At 72.5% G+C, this 20,271-nt stretch carries 17 protein-coding genes; 6 read left to right on the top strand and 11 right to left on the bottom strand.

Translation table 11 applies throughout. The features are described from left to right. Positions 1-40: 40 nt before the first annotated feature. The 5 genes from AB0J87_RS19010 to AB0J87_RS18990 all read right to left on the bottom strand — a co-directional run bounded on the left by AB0J87_RS19010 (position 41) and on the right by AB0J87_RS18990 (position 5,499). On the bottom strand, positions 41-1,573 hold the full coding sequence (locus AB0J87_RS19010) for a carboxylesterase family protein (RefSeq protein WP_363966799.1): 1,533 nt from the start codon (positions 1,571-1,573) through the stop codon (positions 41-43). Positions 1,574-1,640: 67 nt separating this feature from the next. Beyond that, positions 1,641-2,438: an alpha/beta fold hydrolase gene (locus AB0J87_RS19005; protein WP_363966797.1), complete on the bottom strand. Its 798-nt coding sequence runs from the start codon at positions 2,436-2,438 to the stop codon at positions 1,641-1,643. A 42-nt stretch (positions 2,439-2,480) separates the two neighbouring features. After that, positions 2,481-3,692, bottom strand: coding sequence for an amidohydrolase family protein (locus AB0J87_RS19000; protein ID WP_363966795.1), 1,212 nt, complete (start codon positions 3,690-3,692; stop codon positions 2,481-2,483). Continuing rightward, positions 3,689-4,117 carry a GAF domain-containing protein gene (locus tag AB0J87_RS18995; RefSeq protein ID WP_363966793.1) on the bottom strand — a complete coding sequence of 143 codons (429 nt, stop codon included), beginning with the start codon at positions 4,115-4,117 and terminating at the stop codon, positions 3,689-3,691. The genes AB0J87_RS19000 and AB0J87_RS18995 overlap by 4 nt, the downstream gene beginning before the upstream one ends. Then, positions 4,114-5,499 (bottom strand): MFS transporter, encoded by a 1,386-nt coding sequence (locus tag AB0J87_RS18990; RefSeq protein WP_363966791.1) that lies wholly within the window; start codon positions 5,497-5,499, stop codon positions 4,114-4,116. The genes AB0J87_RS18995 and AB0J87_RS18990 overlap by 4 nt, the downstream gene beginning before the upstream one ends. Before the next feature lie 113 nt (positions 5,500-5,612). Between AB0J87_RS18990 and AB0J87_RS18985 the strand changes: the two genes are divergently transcribed. The 4 genes from AB0J87_RS18985 to AB0J87_RS18970 all read left to right on the top strand — a co-directional run bounded on the left by AB0J87_RS18985 (position 5,613) and on the right by AB0J87_RS18970 (position 10,839). Beyond that, positions 5,613-6,512, top strand: coding sequence for a MurR/RpiR family transcriptional regulator (locus AB0J87_RS18985; protein WP_363966789.1), 900 nt, complete (start codon positions 5,613-5,615; stop codon positions 6,510-6,512). Between the two features lie 81 nt (positions 6,513-6,593). After that, a complete protein-coding gene (locus AB0J87_RS18980; RefSeq protein WP_363966787.1) occupies positions 6,594-8,396 on the top strand; it encodes an ABC transporter ATP-binding protein in 1,803 nt (600 codons plus the stop codon). Then, positions 8,393-10,111: an ABC transporter ATP-binding protein gene (locus AB0J87_RS18975; RefSeq protein ID WP_363966785.1), complete on the top strand. Its 1,719-nt coding sequence runs from the start codon at positions 8,393-8,395 to the stop codon at positions 10,109-10,111. The genes AB0J87_RS18980 and AB0J87_RS18975 overlap by 4 nt, the downstream gene beginning before the upstream one ends. Positions 10,112-10,158: 47 nt before the next feature. Continuing rightward, positions 10,159-10,839 carry a TetR/AcrR family transcriptional regulator gene (locus AB0J87_RS18970; RefSeq protein ID WP_363966783.1) on the top strand — a complete coding sequence of 227 codons (681 nt, stop codon included), beginning with the start codon at positions 10,159-10,161 and terminating at the stop codon, positions 10,837-10,839. A gap of 18 nt (positions 10,840-10,857) precedes the next feature. Here AB0J87_RS18970 and AB0J87_RS18965 read toward each other — a convergent pair whose 3' ends face one another. The 3 genes from AB0J87_RS18965 to AB0J87_RS18955 all read right to left on the bottom strand — a co-directional run bounded on the left by AB0J87_RS18965 (position 10,858) and on the right by AB0J87_RS18955 (position 13,392). Continuing rightward, positions 10,858-11,397, bottom strand: coding sequence for a hypothetical protein (locus AB0J87_RS18965; RefSeq protein ID WP_363966781.1), 540 nt, complete (start codon positions 11,395-11,397; stop codon positions 10,858-10,860). 74 nt (positions 11,398-11,471) lie between these two features. After that, positions 11,472-12,032 carry a hypothetical protein gene (locus AB0J87_RS18960; protein WP_363966779.1) on the bottom strand — a complete coding sequence of 187 codons (561 nt, stop codon included), beginning with the start codon at positions 12,030-12,032 and terminating at the stop codon, positions 11,472-11,474. 73 nt (positions 12,033-12,105) lie between these two features. Next, positions 12,106-13,392 (bottom strand): ArsB/NhaD family transporter, encoded by a 1,287-nt coding sequence (locus AB0J87_RS18955; RefSeq protein ID WP_350733872.1) that lies wholly within the window; start codon positions 13,390-13,392, stop codon positions 12,106-12,108. A gap of 322 nt (positions 13,393-13,714) precedes the next feature. On the opposite strand from AB0J87_RS18955, the gene AB0J87_RS18950 reads away from it, so the two are divergent. Further along, complete coding sequence (locus AB0J87_RS18950) at positions 13,715-14,707, top strand: histidine kinase (protein ID WP_363966777.1); 993 nt, start codon at positions 13,715-13,717, stop codon at positions 14,705-14,707. Continuing rightward, positions 14,704-15,360, top strand: a complete 657-nt coding sequence (locus tag AB0J87_RS18945; RefSeq protein ID WP_185072310.1) for a response regulator transcription factor — start codon at positions 14,704-14,706, stop codon at positions 15,358-15,360. Before AB0J87_RS18950 ends, AB0J87_RS18945 begins: the two co-directional genes overlap by 4 nt. A gap of 17 nt (positions 15,361-15,377) precedes the next feature. Here the strand turns inward: AB0J87_RS18945 and AB0J87_RS18940 are convergent, their stop codons facing one another. The 3 genes from AB0J87_RS18940 to AB0J87_RS18930 are packed head-to-tail and all read right to left on the bottom strand — an operon-like array spanning position 15,378 to position 20,263. Next, entirely contained in the window at positions 15,378-16,769 is a 1,392-nt protein-coding gene (locus tag AB0J87_RS18940; RefSeq protein WP_363966775.1) for a glycoside hydrolase family 28 protein, read from the bottom strand. A 9-nt stretch (positions 16,770-16,778) separates the two neighbouring features. Further along, positions 16,779-17,774 carry a hypothetical protein gene (locus AB0J87_RS18935; protein WP_363966773.1) on the bottom strand — a complete coding sequence of 332 codons (996 nt, stop codon included), beginning with the start codon at positions 17,772-17,774 and terminating at the stop codon, positions 16,779-16,781. Then, positions 17,771-20,263: a family 78 glycoside hydrolase catalytic domain gene (locus tag AB0J87_RS18930; RefSeq protein ID WP_363966772.1), complete on the bottom strand. Its 2,493-nt coding sequence runs from the start codon at positions 20,261-20,263 to the stop codon at positions 17,771-17,773. Before AB0J87_RS18930 ends, AB0J87_RS18935 begins: the two co-directional genes overlap by 4 nt. Positions 20,264-20,271 lie beyond the last annotated feature (8 nt).

Here is a 20,271-nt window from a genome sequence, read left to right as displayed (position 1 = left end):
GGGCTCGCGGATCTTCAGGGACAACCCGCATTATGAGCCATCATGACTGCAAAGAGCCCCAGAAGGCGCAATTGCTGGCGCCGGCGGTGTCGGTCAGGTGGATGCCGCCGCGGCCCGGCGCCAGGCTGAGCACGTCGCCGGAGCCGCTGAAGCGCGGCCAGCGCGGGACCCAGGGGGCGTTCGGGTGGCCGTCGCGGGCGAACGACGTCCAGTAGCCGATCATGGCGTTCGACAGCTTCTCCTGCTCGGCGTTGAGCCGGCCGAGCAGGCCGGGGAACAGGTAGACCAGCTCCGTCGCGTGCTCGGCGCCCTCCTCGAAACCGGGCACGTCCATCAGCGGCGGCGCGGCGCGGTCGGCGAACTGGTAGGCGTAGACCTCGACCCCGGCCCGGGAGAGCAGGCCGAAGGCGTCCTGGTGCGTGCAGGTGGCGAGCGGGCCGGTGCCGTGGGTCAGCATGGTGGCCAGCCCGATCCGCAGGTCGGGGCCGGTGGCGGGATAGCGGGCCAGGACCTGGCCGGCGTTGGCCCCGTACGTGGCGCGCACGAACTGCTCGTATTGCGCCTGCGTGATCGGCTTCGGGTAGGTCAGGCCGGCGTACAGGCGCATCTCGTCGAGCGTGTTGCCGTGCATGACGGGCACGCGGTTGATCCGGCCGCTCTCGATCGCCGCGCGGGGCTGGAGCGGCAGCACGTGGTCGCCGCCCGCGACCGGGTACGGGTTGTGGCCCCGGAACGCCTCCAGCAGCGTCTTGACCGGCAGCGCCCGCAGGCAGGCGGCGGCTCCTGCGGCGCAGCCCACGGCCGCGGCGAACCTGGCCCCCTCGGCCTCGGCCTGCTCCTCGGTGCGGGTGGGGGAGGAGCAGCTGAAGCTCTGCACGATCGCCTTGTCGAACAGCCCGGCGGCGGTGGGCGAGGCCAGGTCGGCGCAGATGTCGGCGGCTCCGGCGGACTCCCCGAACACCGTCACGTTGCGGGGGTCGCCGCCGAACGCCGCGATGTTCCGCCGCACCCAGCGCAGCGCCGCCTGCTGGTCGAGCAGCCCGTAGTTGCCGCTCTGGTAGCGCTCGCCCGTCTCCAGCGCGGGGTGCGCCAGCCAGCCGAGCGCACCCAGCCGGTAGTTGACGCTCACGACCACGACGCCGCCACGGGTCGCCATCCTGGTCAGGTCGTAGAAGGCGGGGTTGCCGCCGGCGTTGCCGCCGCCGTGCAGCCACACCATGACCGGCCGGTCGCGGCCCCTGCGCGGCGCGGTGACGTTGAGGTAGAGGCAGTCCTCGCCGTACGACGTCTTGCCGCCGTAGGGCTCGGCGAGCTGCGCGCACTGGCTGCCGAACGCCGTCGCGTCGCGGACGTCCGTCCACGGCTTGGCCGGCTGCGGCGGCCGCCATCGGAGCGGGCCCGTGGGCGGCTGGGCGTACGGGATGCCGCGGAAGGCCCGGTGGTCCTTGCGCACCTCGCCTTTGACCATGCCCTTGTCGGTGCGCACCAGCGCGGACGGGGCCGACTCGGCGGCGACGGGAGTGGTGGTCATGACCAGGGAGAGTGCCGCCGCTGCGGCGCGAACGAGTCTCACTGGGCCCCCTATGGTTACCGTGTGTAATCCTTCCGTTCCTGAACGTACACGATGAGGGGGTGTGGAACTACTGATTTATGCGCCCGGCCAGGTCGGCCACGGCGCCCACGACCTCGTCGCCGGCCAGCATGACCAGGTCGTTGTGGCCCGCCCCGGCGACCTCGACGGTCGTGGCCCGCTCGCCCGCCGCCTCGGCGACCGCCCTGCTGAGCCGCGGGGGCACGATCGTGTCGCGGGTGCCGTACACGACGACGACCGGCGCCCGCACCCGCCGGATGCTCTCCGCGACCGGGAAGCGGTCCCGCAGCAGCGTCCTGACCGGCAGGAACGGGTAGTTGGCCCGCCCGGCGGCGGCCAGGTCGGTGAACGGCGAACGCAGCACCAGGCCGTCGGGCGGGCGCTCCAGGGCGAGCCGGGTGACCACGGCCGCGCCCAGGCTCTCGCCGAAGTAGATGATGCGGGTGTCGCCGAGGTGGTCGCGGGCGGCCAGGGCGTCCTGGCGCAGCCCCTCCTCCGTCGGGCTGCCGGGGTTGCCGCCGTAGCCGCGGTAGTCCATGAGGAGCACCGCGAACCCGTGCTCCGACAGCGCGCGGGCCAAGGGGGCGCGGTCGCGCCGGTTACCCCCGTTCCCGCCCGCGATCAGGACGGTCACGCCGCGGGTGCCGGGGACGTACCAGGCCGCGAGCCGGAGCCCGTCGCCGGTCGTGAACGTGACGTCCCGCGCGCCCGGGACGACCTCGGCGGCGGGCGGCACGGGCGCGCTGTCGGGCAGGTAGATCAGCCGCCGCTGGAACACCCACAGCAGGGCGAGCAGCAGGAGCAGCACCGCGACCACCACGAGAGCGGCGCGCGTCAGCGTGGTCACCCTGCCACTATGCAACGCCGCCCGCCCCGAAGCGGCTCCGGCTCAGCCGGAGACGACGCGGCCCGCCTGGACGACGTGCCTGAAGTGGGCGGGGTCCGCGAGGACGCCGATGTCGGCCAGCGGATCGCCGTCGAGCACGAGCAGGTCCGCGTGCGCCCCCACGGCCAGCGTGCCGACCTCGCCCGCCATCCCGACCAGCTCCGCCGCCCCGGTCGTCGCGGCCCGCAGCACGTCGATCGGCTGCTGCACCTCCCGCCGCAGCCGGAACTCGTGGTTCTGGTGCCGGTGCATGCCGCCGAGCAGGTCGGTCCCGTACGCCAGCCGCACCCCGCCCCGCGCGGCCCGCTCCAGCGCGACCAGCCCGGCCTCGAGCACCTCGTCCACCTTGCGCCAGCTCCGCTCGGGCAGCCCGAACGTGAGCCCCTCCTCCTTGAGCGCCCAGTACGTCACCAGCGTCGGCACCAGGAACGCGTCGTGCCGCCGGAACAGCTCCACGCTCGTGTCGTCGATCAGGTTCCCGTGCTCGATCGAGCGCACCCCGGCCTCGAGCGCCCGGTTGACGGCCCGGGCGGTGTAGGCGTGCGCGGCGACGTACCGGTTGGCCGCCTCGGCCTCCTCGACGACCGCGCGCAGCTCGTCCATGGAGTACTGGGTCGAGTCGATGCGGTCGGTCGGGGAGGCCACGCCGCCGGAGGCCATGACCTTGATGTGGTGCGCGCCCTTGCGCAGCTCGTCGCGGGCGGCGACGCGGACGGCGTCGACCCCGTCGGCCACGCGGCCGACGCCGGCGCAGCAGGGGTGATCGTCCTGCTGGTGCTCGCCCCGGCCGCGGAAGTCGGCGTGGCCGCCGGTCTGGCTCAGCCCCTTGCCGCAGAACAGCAGCCGTGGCCCCCGGATCAGCCCCTCGGCCTGCGCGTCGGCCAGCCCGAAGTCGGCGCCGGACGCGTCGCGCACCGTGGTGAAGCCCCGGTCGAGCATCCCGCCCATGATCTGGGCGCTGTGCGCGGCGACGTAGGAGGGGGACATGGAGCCGAGCGTGCCGAGGTTCGCGGTGGAGGCGGTGACGTGCACGTGCGCGTCGATCAGCCCCGGCACCACGTGCGCACCGGCGAGGTCGATCACCCGCGTGCCGTCCGGCGCGCTCAGCCGGGGTCCCGTCTCGGCGACCCGGCCGTCCGCGCAGCGAAGGTCGCCCTCGGCGTACTCGCCGCTCGTCACGTCCAGGACCCGGGCATTACGCAGCAACAAGCTCATGCCGCACCTCCACGAAGCGCCGGGACGGCGAGCGGCGCGAGCGAGCGCGCCACGGCCACCGACTCCTCGTCGTAGCTTCCCTCGGCGTCGAGGATGTTCAGCACGCCGAGCACCTCCCCCTGGTCGACCACCGGGACGTTGATGATCGTCCCGCAGCCCAGGCTCTCGATCAGCTCGTGGTCGGCGAAGATCTCCCGTACCGCGGCCCGGTCCTTGCCGAAGTACGGCTCCCGGCCCTCGATGCACCGCCCCAGCCAGCCCTGGGCGACCTCCACGGTCTTCTCCCCGCCCACCGGATACTGCTCGGGATGGCTGGTGTGGACGCGGCGCAGCGCCCGCCGTTCCGGCACCCAGGCCAGGACCGTGAACAGCCGCACTCCCACCTCCCGCCGCACGGTCTCTTCAAGCTCGCTCAATCCGGTCATTTGCTCGCCTCCTTGGCGGGTTCCGTCAGCTCCTCAAGTGATCTCCCGGCCGTGGCCAGGCCGAACACGACCACGCACACCACCCCGACCACCAGCACCGCCGTCGTCAGGCCGAACACGCCGCCGAAGCCGAGGCTCGCCGCCGACAGCCCGATGATCGTCGGGGCCAGGATGCTGCCGACCCGCCCGAACGCGCTCGACAGGCCCGTTCCGGTGGCGCGGATCCAGGTGGGGAAGACCTCGGGCGTGTACGAGTAGACGCCCGCGTACGTGCCGTTCAGGAAGAACGACAGCACCGCGCCCGCGAGCGTGATCGTGGCGGGCGTGTCCATCTGCGACAGCCAGAACGCGCTGACCGCCGAGCCTGACAGGTAGATCGCGATGGTGTTCTTGCGGTCGAGCCGCTCCGACAGCCAGGCCGCGGAGAAGTAGCCGGGGACCTGCGCCAGGTAGATGATGATCGAGAACTCGAAGCTCTTGGTCACCGTGATGCCGCGCTGCACGAGCAGGGTGGGGATCCACGAGAAGAACCCGTAGTACGAGAACGTGATCACGAACCAGATCAGCCACGTCACAGCCGTCCGCCTGGCCATGACCGGGCTCCACAGGAACCGGAGCGCGCTGATCAGGTTGACCCCGGCCGCCTTGGTGGCGGTGTCGCTGGCCGGCTGGGCGGCCGGCTCGGGCACCGGCGGGAGCGGCTGTCCGGTGGCCCGCTCGACGCGGCGTTCGAGGTCGGCGACCACCGCCTCGGCCTCGTCCACGCGGCCGTTCTGCAGCAGGAAGCGCGGCGACTCCGGAAGCGAGCGGCGCCACCACAGCAGCATGACGATCGGCAGCGCGGTGATCACCTGCGCGATCCGCCAGCCGTCGTCCATCGTCGGCACCACGAAGCGGCCGATCAGCGCCGCCATCACGAACCCGAACGAGAAGAACCCGGCCAGCGCGCCGATGAACCATCCGCGCCGCTTCGCCGGCACGAACTCGGACAGGAACGGCGCGATGATCGCGCTCTCCGCGCCCGCGCCGGCCCCGGCCAGCACCCGGGAGCCCAGGAAGACCTCATAATTCGGGGCGAACGCGGCGACCACCGAGAAGGCGGCGTAGAAGGCGAGCGCGTACATCATGACCTTCTTGCGGCCGATACGGTCGCCGAGCAGGCCGGCGACGGTCGCGCCGAACAGGAACCCGAACGGCGTCGCGGACCCGATGAGGCCGAGCTGGCCGTTGGACAGGCCCCAGGCGTCCTGCGCGCTGGGGAGCAAGAATGCCACGACGGCCGAGTCCATGCCGTCGAAGGTGTAGCCGAGGCCGCCGATGAGGAGGAGCAGGTAGTGAGGGCGGCTCAGCGGGAGCCGGTCCAGACGGGCCAACAGGGTCATTGAACAACACCTTCCCGAGGTCATGGCCCCTTCAGGTTGATTGCGAAGCAACATATAGTGCGAAATATCCGAAATGCAATGGTCTTTGCAGAATGGCAGTGGAGAGGGACACGGTGACAGAGCAGGCCGCGGACAGCTTCGAGGAGTGGTTGCGGACCCGGGTGCCCCCGCGCGGGCTGCGCGGCAAGGCGGCCGCGGTGCTGGAGATCCTGCTCTCCCAGCCGCGTCGGGCGTCGTTCGAGTCCGCGGCTGACCTGGCGCAGGTCGCGGGGGTGAACGTGGCGACCGTGACGCGTACGGCGCAGGCGCTCGGGTTCGCCGGGTGGCCGGCGCTCCAGCAGGAGCTGCGGGCGCGCTACCTGTCCTCGCTGAGCGCCGGCCAGGTGGCCGCCGAGCACCGTGGCACCGGCTCGCCCAGCTCCCGCTCGCTCCGGCGCGACCTGGACAGCCTCGCGCTGCTGAACCGCCGCCTCGACGAGGGCGTCCTGCTCACGATCGCCGAGGCCGTGGCCGCGGCGGGCCGTACCGTGATCGTCGCCGACGGCAGCTACGCGGCCGTCGGGCTGGCCCTGGCCCACAACGCCCGCCTGGCGGGCTATCCCGTCACGGCCGTGACCAACGGCGACGCGGAGCTGGCCAACGCGGTGGCCGCGCTCGGCGCCGGGGACGTGCTGGTGGCGATCAGCTTCTGGCGCCTGTACGAGAGCACGGTCCTGGCCGCGAACGTCGCCCGCTCGCGCGGGGTGCGGGTGTTCGCCCTCACGGACGCGGCCAGTCCCGCGCTGGCCGAGGCGGCCGAGGAGGTGGTCATGGTGCCGGCGGAGGGGGAGGCGTTCTTCCCGTCGCTGACGGCGGGCATGGCGGTCGCCCAGGCCCTGGTCACCCAGCTCGCCGCCGTGGACCCGGCCCGTACGGGCGCCTCGATCGAGGCGGCGGAGGCCATGTGGACGCGCTTCGGCCTGCTGCACCGCCGCCCGGCCACCCCTACACCCCCCAGTCCGCCGAGGCCTTAGTTATGTGAGCCTTGCCTATTCGAGAATGCCTGTAACAAAATCGGTTCCAGGCGGAAACCCTCGAAGCGCGGAGGCTCACACATGACGATCACCGCCGAACCGGCGGCCCCCGTGGCGTCCCCGCCCGAGGACGGCGGGCCCGCTCCCGACCGCGCCGCGTTACTGGCGCTGCTCGCCCCCATCCGCCCGAGGCTGGTCGCCGCCGCCGTGCTCCAGGTGGTGTACGCCGTCTCGGCGCTCGTGCCGTTCGTGTGCGTGGCCGAGCTGGCCCGGGTGCTGCTGAGCCCGGCCCCCGAGGCCGGCCGGGTCTGGCTGATCGCCGGGATCGCGGTGGCCGGGCTGCTGGTCAGGTTCACGTCGTTCGGCCTGGCCGGGGCGATCACCCACTTCGCGGACGCCGACCTGCAGCTCCACCTGCGTCGCCGGATGGCCGCGCACCTGTCGCGGGTGCCGCTGGGCTGGTTCGGCGAGCGCAACTCGGGCCAGGTCAAGAAGGTCCTTCAGGACGACGTGCGCGAGATGCACCACCTCGTCGCGCATGCCCTGCTCGACCTGCTCGCCGCCGTGGTGACCCCGCTGGCCGCGCTCGCCTACCTGCTGTACGTCGACTGGCGGCTCACGCTCGTCGTGCTCATTCCGGTGCCGCTGTTCGCCGTCGCGTTCGCGGTCATGATGCGCGGCTACGACGAGCAGATGCGGCGCTGGAGCGAGGCGAACACCAGGATCAGCGCCGCCGTGGTCGAGTTCGTGCAGGGGATCGCGGTGATCAAGACGTTCGGGCAGGCCAGACGCTCCTACCGGCGCTTCGCCGAGGCCGCCGACGACTTCGCCGAGTTCTTCGGCGCCTGGGTGCGGCCCATGCTCAGGCTCAGCGGCGTCTCGAACGCGCTCATCTCGCCCCCGACCATGCTGCTCGTGGCCACCGCGGGAGGCGTCGTGTTCGCCGCGAACGGCTGGCTGGCGCCGGTGGACGTGCTGCCGTTCGTGCTGGTCGGGGTGGCGCTGACGGCGCCGTTCCTCACCCTGGACATGGGCTCGATGCGGCTGCGGCGCGCGGCCGAGTCGGCCGGGCGGGTGGCCGCGCTGCTGGCGACGCCGCCGCTGCCCGAGCCCGCCGAGCCGACCCGCCCGCAGGGCCGCCGGGTGGAGTTCCACGAGGTGTCGTTCTCGTACGACGGGAGCACGCCGGTGCTGCGCGGGGTGGACCTGACCCTGATGCCCGGCACCGTGACCGCGCTGGTCGGGCCGTCGGGCTCGGGCAAGTCCACGCTGGCCAAGCTGCTTCCCCGCTTCTACGACCCCGGCTCGGGCCAGGTGACGGTGGGCGGCGTGGACGTGCGCGACATCGGCTCCGCCGAGCTGTACCACCACGTCGGCTTCGTCCTCCAGGACGTGCAGCTCCTGCGCGCGTCCGTCGCGGACAACATCGCGCTCGGCCGCCCCGATGCGGGGCGCGAGGAGGTCGAGCGGATGGCCCGCGCGGCCCAGATCCACGACCGGATCACGGAGCTGCCGCGCGGCTACGACTCGGTGATCGGGGAGGACGCCCACCTGTCGGGCGGCGAGGCGCAGCGCGTGTCGATCGCCCGCGCCCTGCTGGCCGACGCGCCGATCCTGGTGCTGGACGAGGCCACCGCGTTCGCCGACCCGGAGTCGGAGTCGGCCATCCAGGACGCGCTGTCCACGCTGGTGGCCGGGCGCACGCTGCTGGTCATCGCCCACCGGCTGGGCACGATCACCGGCGCCGACCAGATCGCGGTGCTCGACGGCGGCCGGATCGTCGAGCGCGGCACCCATGACGAGCTCCGCGCGGCCGGCGGGCTCTACACCCGGCTGTGGGCGGCCCACGTACGCGACGACGATCGGGATTGGACCCGGGCATGATCGGAGAACTGGGCGCCGTACTCGGCCCCGAGCACGGGGCGCGCCTGCGCCGCAGCCTGCTCGCGATGATCGTGTACGGCGTGCTGCAGGGCGCGTCGTTCGCGATGCTCGTGCCGGTGCTGCGCGCGCTGCTGTCCGGCGAGGCGGCCGGACCGTGGCTCGCGGCCTTCGCCGTCGTGGTCGCGGCCACCGCCGTCGCCTCCTACCAGCAGTCGCAGTACGGCTACGCGGTCGGCCTGGCCGCCCTGCGCACGCTCTACCACCGGATGGGCGACCACGTGGCCGGGCTGCCGGTCGGCTGGTTCAGCGCCGACCGGGTGGGCCGGCTCGGGCAGCTCGCGGGCAAGGGCGTCATGGACGTGATGAGCGTGCCCGCCCACCTGCTCCAGGTCGTGGTGACCTCGGTGACCGCGCCGGCGACCGTGCTGGTGTGCATGTTCGTGTTCGACTGGCGGCTGGGGCTGGCGGCCCTGGTCACGGCGCCGTTCCTGTGGCTGGCGTTCCGCTGGACGCAGACCCTGGTGCAGCGCAGCGACACCGCGATGGACGACGCGGGGGCCGAGGGGGCCGACCGCGTGGTGGAGTTCGCCCGGCAGCAGGCGTCCCTGCGGGCGTTCGGGCGCACGGCGGACGGCTACGACCTGCTCGACGACGCGCTGGTGCGGCAGCGGTCGGCGCTGCGGCGCCTCCTGCGGACCACGCTGCCCGGCCTCGGAACGGTCGCGCTGACCGTGCAGCTCGCCTTCACCGCGATCCTGCTGGTGGGCTGCTCGCTGGCGCTCGGCGGCGCGGTGGACGTGCCGGAGCTGGTCGGGGTGCTGGTCTTGGCCGTGCGGTTCACCGAACCGCTGCTCGCCGCCGCCGACGTGGGCGGCGAGCTGCGCATGGCACACGGCGCGCTGCGGCGCATCCGCGACGTCCTGACCACGCCGCCGCTGCCGTCCGGCGGCACGGCGCGGGCCGGTGAGCCGTCGATCGAGCTGGACGGGGTGAGCTTCGCCTACGACGAGCGGCCGCTGCTGCGGGACGTGAGCTTCACCGTCGCGCCCCGCACGGTGACCGCGCTGGTCGGGCCCTCCGGGTCCGGCAAGACCACGCTCACCCGTCTCATCGCCCGCTTCTGGGACGCCTCCGCCGGGTCGGTCCGGGTCTGCGGGAACGACGTGCGCGACTACCCGCCCGAGGACCTGATGGCCCAGCTGTCGATCGTGTTCCAGGACGTGTACCTGTTCGAGGGCACGCTGGAGGACAACATCCGGCTGGGGCGGCCGGACGCCACGGACGAGGAGGTCCGCGAGGCGGGCCGGCTGGCGCGCGTCGAGGAGATCGCCGCGCGGCTGCCCGGCGGCTGGCAGGCGAGGGTCGGCGAGGCCGGGGCGACCCTCTCCGGAGGCGAGCGCCAGCGGGTGTCCATCGCCCGCGCGATCCTCAAGGATGCGCCGATCGTGCTGCTGGACGAGGCCACCGCCGCGCTGGACCCGGAGAACGAGTCCGCTCTGATGGACGCGCTGGCCACGCTCGCCCGCGACCGGACGCTGCTGGTGATCGCGCACCGGCTGACCACGATCGCCGCCGCCGACCAGATCGTCATGCTGGAGGGCGGCGTGATCGCCGAGCGCGGCACCCACCAGGAGTTGCTGGACGCGGGTGGCCGGTACGCTGCGTTCTGGGAAGAACGCGCGCGGGCCCGCGGCTGGCGCCTCGTACGCGCCTGACCGGTGGACGGCCCGGCGCGACGCGATCGACGGCGGTAGGGGGCTCGATGGGTGAGGAGACGACGGCGCGGGAGTGGCGCGTGCTGGGCCGCCCGCGGGGCCGCCCGCCGCGCATCACCCGGCCTGACATCGCCGACGCCGCGCTGGCCGTCGGGTTCGACAACCTGACCCTGGCCACCGTGGCCGACCGCCTCCGGGTCGCCCACTCGGCCCTCTACCGCCACGTGGCCGACCGCGAGGAGCTGGTCATCGTGGCCATCAACCGCGCGATCGGCAAGGCGGACTGGCCGGAGCCGACCGGCGAGTGGCGATCGGACTTGGAGGCGCAGGCCGGGGCGCTGTGGGCGCTGCTGGAGGCGCATCCCGGCCTGATCAAGGAATTCCTCAAGCTCAAGCGCTTCCCCGACGAGGTGATGCACCGCTTCGGCGCGGCCGTCCAGCGCCTGATCGGCTACGGCTTCGCGGTGGAGGACGCGTTCCTCGCCGTCGACACCGTCTTCGACCTGGCGATCGACGTCTTCGGCAGGGGCCAGCAGCTGGACGCGCCCGCAGGCAGCTCTGTCGGCACCTCCAAGGTCCGCGACAGCTCGGCCGACGCCTGGGCCGAGGCGGTCGGCCCGGAGGTGGCGCCCGTCATGCGGCGGGCGCTGTCGGAGCCGGCCTCCGTGTGGTTCAACCGCAAGCTCGGCCTCGTCCTGGACGGCATCGCGGCCGGCCTGGCCCCCTAGCCAGAAGCGCTGCCGTCCTCACAACCAGCTGGCGCGGACGGCGGCGGCCGAGGCGTCGTCCGGCGGGGTCGCGAGGGCGCCGGAGTGGACGCCGTCGAGCAGGCGGGCGACGGTCTCGACGATCTCCCCGGCACGCTCGCGCAGGCCGGTCACGTCCGCCGGGCTCACCTCGCCGCGGTCCACCCCGACCTCGTCGAGCACACCCTCCAGGTCGGCCAGCCGTCCGCTCAGCCACTTCAGCGGCTCGCCGGAGAGCTCCTTGTCGAACACCCGCCTCCCCGGCTCCCACCCGTCGATGCCGGGGTGATGGTGGGTGCGGTCGAAGCTGCCGGGTGCGCTGTTGACCGACTCCAGCAGGTCAACCCGCCAGAGGGGGCGTTCGACGGTGATGGGCCGGGCCGAGTAGATCGACCCGTTCAGCTCGCCGGGATGCAGCTTCCGCAGCTCCAGGCGTACGCCGCGCTCGGCGCCCTCCTGTCCCCTGATCGGGTCGGGGTCGACGAAGTAGATGTCGCTCACCGCGACGCCGATGCGTTCGAAGCCGAAGACATAGAGCATGGGGCACCACTCCTTCATGAAAGCCGGGAGTCGGGACCTTCATGGACGTACCCACTTGAAGCCGGGGCGATCGCTCAGTGGAGCCGGTAGCCGATCTGCCCCGCCGGTTCGGCCGGGCCCCTGCTCAGCAGCAGCGTGCCGAGCCAGATGAGCGCCATGCCGACCGGCGTCAGGGCCGGTTCGAGCAACCCCCCGATCAGCACCGCCACGCCCGTGGCCGTGACGGCCGCGCTCAGCACCGTGACCCGCCGCAGCGCCGCGAGCACGGACGCCAGCGCGACCAGGGCGGCGAAGGCGGCCCCGTAGACGAACGGCTCCCACGCCGCGACGCGCGGGCTCTCGAACCTGTTGTAGAGGTCGACGGCGAGACCGACGACGTTGGCGGCCGTGCTGAGCAGCGCCACCGCCGTGGCGGCGTCCGCCGCCGCCCGCCACCCGCCCGTCACGGGCCCGGCTATACGGCGCAGCGCCAGGAGCATGACGCCGAACATCAGGAACCCGGCCAGCAGGACCGCGTGCGCGGCCGCCCACCACGGCCCGCCGACGGCATCGGCGCCGGGGAGGCGCGTGAGGAGACTGCCGGCGAGCAGCGCGGCGGGGGCCGCGGTGAAGGAGAACTGGGTGAGGCGGTTCATGAGGCCCACGATGCCTCCTCGGGTCAGGGGCGCTCATCGGTGATCGCCCCTGACTTTCCCCTGATCTCCCCGGTCAGGCGAAGTAGCGCAGCCAGACGTACGCCCAGGCCATCAGCGTGCTGATGACGGTCACGACGATGCCGTACCGGGTGAACTGCCAGAAGGTGATCTTGTGTCCGGAACGCGCGGCGATGCCGAGGGCCACCACGTTCGCGCTGGCCGCCACCGCCGTGCCGTTGCCGCCGAAGTCCGCGCCCAGCGCGAACGCCCACCACAGCGCCTGCCCCGTGCTCGGGTCGGGGATCTGCGCGACCACGCCCTCCACGATCGGGGCGGTCGTGGCGACGTACGGGATGTTGTCGAAGAACGCGCCCAGCACGCCCGAGCCGAACAGCAGCGCCGTCGCGGCGACGAAGTAGTCGTCGCCCAGCGCGCCCAGGGCCCACGTGCCGATCGCCCCGATGACACCCGTGTGGACCAGGCCCGCGACCATGACGAACAGACCCATGAAGAAGACCAGCGTGGACCACTCGACCTCGCGCAGCACCTCGTGGACGTCCGTGCGCGAGACCATCAGCATCACCCCGGCCCCCACGAGGGCCACGATCGACGGGTCGACGTGAGCCACCGCGTGCAGCGCGAACCCGGCGATCACCAGGCCCAGCACCACCAGGCAGCGGGTCAGCAGCCGCGGGTCGGTGATGGCCCGCCGCTCGTCCAGCGCCATCACCGCCGCGGCGTGCCCGGCGTCATAGTGGAACGACCCGCGGAACAGCACCCGCGTGAGCAGCACGAACACGGCGAAGACGACCACCACGATCGGCGCCATGTGGACGAGGAAGTCGTTGAACGTCAACCCCGCCCGGCTGCCGATGATGATGTTGGGCGGGTCGCCGATGAGGGTCGCGGCGCCGCCGATGTTGGAGGCCAGCACCTCCGCGATGAGGTACGGCTGGGCGGGGATGCGCAGCCGGTCGCACACCATGACGGTGACCGGCGCGACCAGCATGATCGTGGTGACGTTGTCGAGGAAGGGCGAGGCGATGGCGGTGATCGCCATCAGCATGACCATCAGCCGGTACGGCCTGCCCTGCGACCGCTTGGCGGCCCAGATGGCGAGGTAGTCGAAGACCCCCGTCTGCTTGATGATCCCCACGATGATCATCATGCCGAACAGCAGGAAGATGACGTTCCAGTCGATGCCTTCGTGCTCGGAGAAGAACACCTCCGCGCCCGGGACCAGGCCCAGGACGGCCATCAGCCCGGCGGCGATGAGCACCACCTTGACCTTGTCGGCCTTCTCGGTGGCGATGAAGAAGAACGCGACCAGGAAGATCGCGAGGGCTACGTATGCGCTCATCCGTCACGCCCCGGCGGCCCGGACCGGGCGGCGGGGCATGACGATACAAGGCGGGATTGGCGGCACACGACTATCGACCTCCGGGGTCGGAACGGGTTCGGGCTTGGTGAGCCGCCGCTCCAGGATGATCGTCTCGTCGCGCGCGCCGCTTCGAGGACATCCTTCGCGGGCGGCGGCTCCGTCCCAGTCTCGTGGCCCGGGTGGGCCCGGCACCATCGGGTCCAGCACCCATACGGGGAGGGACGGAGCATGTAGGGACGTCCCGCAGGATGGGGGTCAGGCCGGATCGACAACCGGACCGGGAGACAAAGAGGCTGGTGAAATGACCGAGAGGGCGAAGAGGACGGCCGGGAGCCCGGCACAGGCGCTGTTCCGGCGGCTGTTCATGATCAACGGGCTGGTGTTCGCGGTGGCCACGCTCGTCCTCGCGATCTCACCGGCCACCGTGTCCGCGCCCCTCGTGCTGGCCGAGGTGCCGGTGCTGATCGTCGGCCTGGCGCTGATGCTGGCCGCCAACGCGCTGCTCCTGCGCCGCAGCCTGGCCCCGCTGGACGCGCTGACCACGCTCATGCAGCGCGTGGACCTGCTGCGTACCGGCGAGCGGCTGACCGACGGCGGCAACAGCGACCTCACCCACGTGATCGCCACGTTCAACGCGATGCTCGACCGCCTGGAGGCCGAGCGCAGCGCCAGCAGCGGCCACGCCCTGGCCGCCCAGGAGGGCGAGCGGCGGCGCATCGCCCGCGAGCTGCACGACGAGATCGGCCAGAGCCTGACCGTGGTGCTCCTCGGCCTGAAGCGGGTGGTCGACCGCGCGCCGGACGACCTGCGCGAGGACCTGCACGGCGTGCAGGAGACCGTACGCGCCAGCCTCGACGAGGTCCGGCAGGTCGCCCGCCGGCTGCGGCCCGGCGTGCTGGAGGACCTCGGGCTGCACGCCGCCCTGAGCGCCCTGTGCAGCGACGTCTCGCAGATGAGCGGGGTCCAGGTGACCCGCGCCGTCCAGCACGACCTGCCCGAGCTGGGCGCGGACGTCGAGCTCGTGCTGTACCGGATCGCCCAGGAGAGCCTCACGAACATCGCCAGGCACGCCCGTGCCACGCGTGCCGAGCTGTCACTGGCCACGCACGACGGGCGGCTGACCCTGCGCGTCACCGACGACGGGCAGGGCGGCGCGCGCCAGGACGGGGCCGGGATCCGGGGCATGCGCGAGCGAGCCCTGCTGATCGGCGCCCGCCTGACCGTCGACTCCCCACCGGGGGAAGGCACCCGCGTCCACCTGACCATCCCGAGCGATCGGAGCCCAACGCGGTGAGCACTGCCAAGACCAGGATCCTGCTGGCCGACGACCACGCGCTGGTCCGCCGGGGACTCAAGATGATCCTCGACGCGGAGCCCGACCTGGAGGTCGTCGCCGAGGCCGCCGACGGCGCGGAGGCCGTCGCGGCCGCGTCGGAGGACGCGGTGGACCTGGCCATCCTGGACATCGCGATGCCGCGCATGACCGGGCTCCAGGCGGCCCGCGAGATCTCCCGCCGCGCGCCCGGCATCCGCATCCTGATCCTGTCCATGTACGACAACGAGCAGTACTTCTTCGAGGCCCTCAAGGTCGGCGCCTCGGGATACGTGCTCAAGTCGGTCGCCGACCAGGACCTGCTGGAGGCGTGCCGGGCGACGATGCGCGGCGAGCCGTTCCTGTATCCCGGGGCGGTCACCGCGCTCATCCGCGACTACCTGCAGCGTTCGCGCGAGGGCGAGCGCATGCCCGAGAGCATCCTGACGCCCCGGGAGGAGGAGATCGTCAAGCTGATCGCGGAGGGCAACTCGGCCAAGGAGATCGCGGAGACGCTGGTCATCAGCGTGAAGACCGTGGACCGGCACCGGGCGAACATCCTGCAGAAGCTCGGCATGCGCGACCGCCTCGACCTGACCCGCTACGCCATCCGCGCGGGCCTCGTCGAGCCCTGATCAGGGGCGGAACCGTCTCATCCCCCGGAGTCCACGCGGCGGCCGTTGATCCAGACGTCGCGCAGCACGAGCCCCGTCACGTCGCGTACGACGTCGTCCTCGGCCATCTCCTCGAACACGCTGCCGGTCACCCGCACGCCCTTGATCGGGTTGCCCGGGTTGCCGATCAGGTTGAACGCCCTGGGCGCCCGCCCGGCCCGCAGGCGGCGCACGTCGATGGCGCCCACGTCGGGGAAGTACGGGCCGGTGTCCTTGTTCTCGTAGTTCAGGGCCACCTCGATCACCGCGTCGGCGGCCTGCCCCACCGTGATGTCCCTGAAGTAGACGTCCCTGACGTAGCCGCCGCGGTCGGGGTTGGTCTTGACGCGGATCGCGCGCTCCAGGCGGGGGCTGCTCATCGTGCAGTTCCAGGCGTAGACCCAGCGCACGCCGCCGGTGGTCTCGCTGCCGATGGTCACGCCGCCGTTGCCGTCGCGCATCACGCAGGAGTCCACGAGGACGTTCATGGAGGGCGCGTTCACCCGGCGGCCGTCGGCGTTCTTGCCCGCCTTGATCGCCACGCAGTCGTCGCCGGTGTTGAACTCGCACCGCTCGATGAGCACGTCCACGCAGGACTCGGGGTCGCAGCCGTCGTTGTTGGGGCCGTTCGGGCTGTCCACGGTGACCTCGCGGATCGTCACGTTGGTGCACAGGACCGGGTGGATGTTCCACATGGGGGAGTCCTTGACAGTCACGCCCTCGATCAGGACGTTGCGGCAGCGGTAGAGCTGGATGAGGTTGGGGCGCAGGTAGTGGCCCTCGCCGAACACCCGCTCGGCCACCGGCACGCCCTGCTCGGCCATGGCGGCCAGCAGGTTCTTGTCGGGACGCTCGGACGGCGGCGGGTCGCCCGACCAGTCCCACCAGTGCGTGGCGTCGGCCTGGCCGTCGATGGTGCCGCTGCCGGTGATCGCGACGTTCTCCCGCTCGTAGGCGTAGACGAACGGGGAGTAGTTCATCAGCTCGACACCCTCGTAGCGGGTGTGGACGACCGGCAGGTAGTCGGCGGGGTTCCGGCTGAACCGGATCGTGGCGCCCGCCTCCAGGTGCAGCTCGACGTTGTCGGCCAGGTGGATCGCGCCCGTGAGGTACGTCCCCGCGGGCACGAGCACGCGCCCGCCGCCCGCCGCCGCGCAGGCCGCGATCGCCTGCCTGAAGGCCTCGGTGCACATCGCGGTCCCGTCGCCGACCGCCCCGTGGCGCGTGACGGGGAAGGTGCGGCGGGGGAAGCGGGGCGGCCTGATCCGCCGCCGGATCCGCGGCACCCTGGCCCAGCCGTCCAGGTCGGGGGCCGCCTCCGCGCGCCCGGCCAGCTGGGGGGCCAGCACGGCGCCGGCCGCCACGGCCAGGAAGCTCCTGCGGGACTTCATGGTGCGCTCCTATCCATGGGCCAGGGAGATGCCGCGCCGCTCGACCAGCGTGTGCTCGCCGACCTGGTACGGCTCGACCCGCCGTACCGCCGTGTAGAAGTGGTGGGGCCGCCCGCCGTGGGAGACGAGCGCGGGCTTGTGCGCGTACGTGTCGTCGGCCGAGCCCGGCGGGCCCACGTCGATGAGGATCTCGCCGCTCTTGCGCCAGGTGCGCAGGTCGCGGGAGACCGCGAAGCTCTCCCTCGCGTGCCCGTCGAACGAGAGCCCGAAGTAGAACATCACCCACCAGTCGCCGTCGCGCAGCACGCACGGGTCGGAGGCGAAGCGCTCGTCGAACTCGCCCGGACCGCCGTGCGGGACGACCGGGCCGGGCTCCGGGCGCTCCCAGCGTTCGAGGTCGGGGGAGACGGCGTAGCCGATCTGCTCGCGCCAGCCGTCGTAGGTGCGGTTCTTGGCGTTGTAGAAGCAGTAGTAGAGGCCGTCGTGGCGGAGCAGCCACGACTTGTACAGGCCGCCGCGCTCCCACGCGCCGCCGTCCTGCGGGCGCAGCACCGACCCCACGTCTGCCCAGGTACGCAGGTCGTCACCGGCCACGAACCCGATGACCGCCGCGCCCATCTCCATGCCCGCCTCGGGGTAGGCGTGGTACGTGCCGACCGCCCGGCCGTCCAGCCAGGTCACCTGGCCGGGGGAGTCGAGGCGGTTGTCGCGCACGATCGACGTGAGCGCCGCGTTGTAGCCCCGGTACGGGTGCGCGGGGTCGCGCGGCAGGATCACCTCCCCCGGCGTCCACGACACCAGGTCCGCCGATCGGCTCAGCGCGGTCTGGTAGCCGGTCCCGTCGAAGCCGACGTACGTCATCAGGTACTCGCCGCCGTCGGAACACACGAACGGGCAGTCCACGAAGAGGCTGTCGAACCTGCCCGGCTCCCGTGACGCCTCGACCAGCAGCCTGCCGACCTTGTGCGGGGTCCTGACGCGGGCGGCGTCGTACGTGCCGATCACCTGCCTGCCCCGAACGTCCAGCGCCCGGCCGGCACCTCGTAAGCACGGGCCCCGAGCTTGACCGCCGCGTCCGGCAAGGCGTGCCGGGCGAGCCCGAGATCCGGCAGCCGCACCTCGGCCGACGAGCCCGGCGGGACCGCCACGTCGAGCGTGAACTCCCCGTCCGCGCGGGTCCAGGACACCTCGACCCCGCCGTACGGGGTCACGGTGCTCGCCCGCACCGACTCCAGGTCGCCGGGGGCGGCGGGCTCGATCAGCAGCCTGCGGAAGCCGTTCGAGCCGGGGGCCTGGCCGATGCCGCCGAGGCCGCGGTAGAACCAGGCGTCGACGGCGCCCAGCATGTAGTGGTTCTGCGACAGGCCCCTCGTCGGCCCGTCCCACGCCTCGGTGAGCGCGGTGGCGCCGTGCCGTACCTGGTAGCCGTAGCTGGGGTGGCTCGTCGAGGTGGCGAACGCCCACAGGGCGTCGTGCCGTCCCGCGCGGCCGAGCACCCTGAACAGGGCGGGCAGCGCGATCTCGCCGACCGTGATGCCGCCGCCCGCCACCGCCTCGGAGATCCGGTCCAGCACCCGCTCGTCGGTGATCACGCCCATGTCGAGCGCCAGGATCTCCGACGCCTGGCTGCGGGAGCCGGCGAAAGTACGGGGGAACGCCGCGGTGATCTGCTCGGTCAGGGCCCGGTAGCGCTTGGCGTCGTCGTCGCGGCCCAGCACGCCGGCGGCGCGGGCCAGCGTGCCCGCGGCCCGCCAGTAGCCCCAGGTGGAGACCAGCGGGACGGGCGTCGAGTCGTCCAGTCCGATCCAGTCGCCCAGCCCGTGGCCGAGGACGCCGTCCACGGCCTTCGACGTGAGGTAGTCGACGTAGCGGCGCATCGCGTCGTAGTGCGTCTCCATCGCCGACGGGTCGCCGTACCAGCGGTAGAGCTGCCACGGGATGCGGACGATCGCGCCGCCCCAGTTGGGGTCGTCCCTGAAGGGCGCGTCGAACACCAGGAACTCCGGCGCGATGTCCGGCACCAGCCCGTCCCCGGTCTGCGCCTCGGCGATGGTGACCAGCAGCTCGCGGTAGTAGGCGGCCACGTCGTAGTTGTAGGCGACGACGTCGAACAGCAGGTGGGTCTGCTCCAGCCAGCCCAGCTTCTCCCGGTGCGGGCAGTCGGTGAGGACGCTGTACATGTTGCCCCGCACCGCGCGGTCGATGATCGTGTGGATGTCGTTGACCAGGGCGTCGGAGGTCTCGAACGAGCCGGTGGGAGTGTTGTCCGCGCGGAGCACGAGCGCGGTCACGGCCTCCGGGCCGACGTGTTCGGGCAGGCCCTGGACCTCGACGTAGCGGAAGCCGTCGTAGCGGAAGCTCGGGTGCCAGGTCTGCGGGCCGTCCTTGGTGACGTACGTGTTGAAGATCGGCGCACCGGTGGTGGGCTTCGACTGGATGACCCGGCCGTAGCCGTCGAGCTGGTCGCCGGGCACGAGCCGCAGGTGGCGGCCGGCCGGGAGGTCCAGGCTCAGCTCGGCCCAGCCCGCGACGACCGTGCCGACGTCGAAGACCGGCGTGCCGTCGGTGGCGGCGAGCCTGGCGGCCGCGGGCAGCCGTTCGGTGACCCTGATGGGCGGGCAGGCGCGCGACCTGAGCACGTCCTTCGTGCCGGGGACGACGGTGGCGGGTCGCCAGGCGGAGGCGGTACGGCGGGCGTCGTGGTCCTCGCCGCCGTACCAGTGGGAGCGCACGGTCGGGCCCTCGGCGGCCCGCCAGTCGGGGCCCGTGGCGAACCGGCCGAACGAGCCGTCGGCGTAGTCCAGTTCGAGCTGCGCGATGGCCCGCGGGGCGGCCTTGGAGCCGAAGAACTTCATGTACCGGTCCTGGTGCGGGAAGACGTGCGCGATCCCCGGGCCCAGCTCGACGCCGAGCGTGTTGCGGCCCTCGCGCAGCAGCTCGGTCACGTCGTGGGTGGCGTACACGACGCGCCTGGTGAAGTCCGTGTACGGCGGCTCCAGCACGGCGTCGGTCACCGGCCCGCCGTTCACCGTGGCGACGTAGACGCCGAGGCCCGCCACGTGCAGCCGGGCGCGGACGACCGGCTGGGCCAGGACGAACTCGCCCTTCAGCAGCGGCAGCGGCCTGCCCTCGCCCGCGCGCGGGTTGCCCTCGTCGTGCCAGTCGGGGTGGGTGATCCACGAGGCCGTCCAGTCGTCCGGGCTCAGCAGACCCAGCTCGAAGCGGGCGGGCGGGCTCCAGCCGGACCATCGGCCGTCGCCGTCGCGGATCCGCACCCGCCAGCGCGCCGCCGTCCGGGAGGTCAGGGGCCGCCCGTCGTACACCACGCGCTGGTCGGCCGACTCGACCTCGCCGGTGTCCCATAAGTCGGGCTCGACCCGTACGTGGTAACCGGTCTGCATCGTGGCGCCGGTCAGCTGCCAGCTGAGTGTCGGGCGGGTGATCTCGATGCCGAGGGGGTCGATCAGGTCGCACGTTCGCAGGTTGGTCGCCATGGCAGGGG

The organism is Nonomuraea sp. NPDC049625, assembly GCF_040675285.1.
In the GTDB taxonomy this organism is placed as follows: Bacteria; Actinomycetota; Actinomycetes; order Streptosporangiales; family Streptosporangiaceae; genus Nonomuraea; species Nonomuraea angiospora_A.
This window is presented reverse-complemented; position numbering and strand designations above follow the sequence as displayed.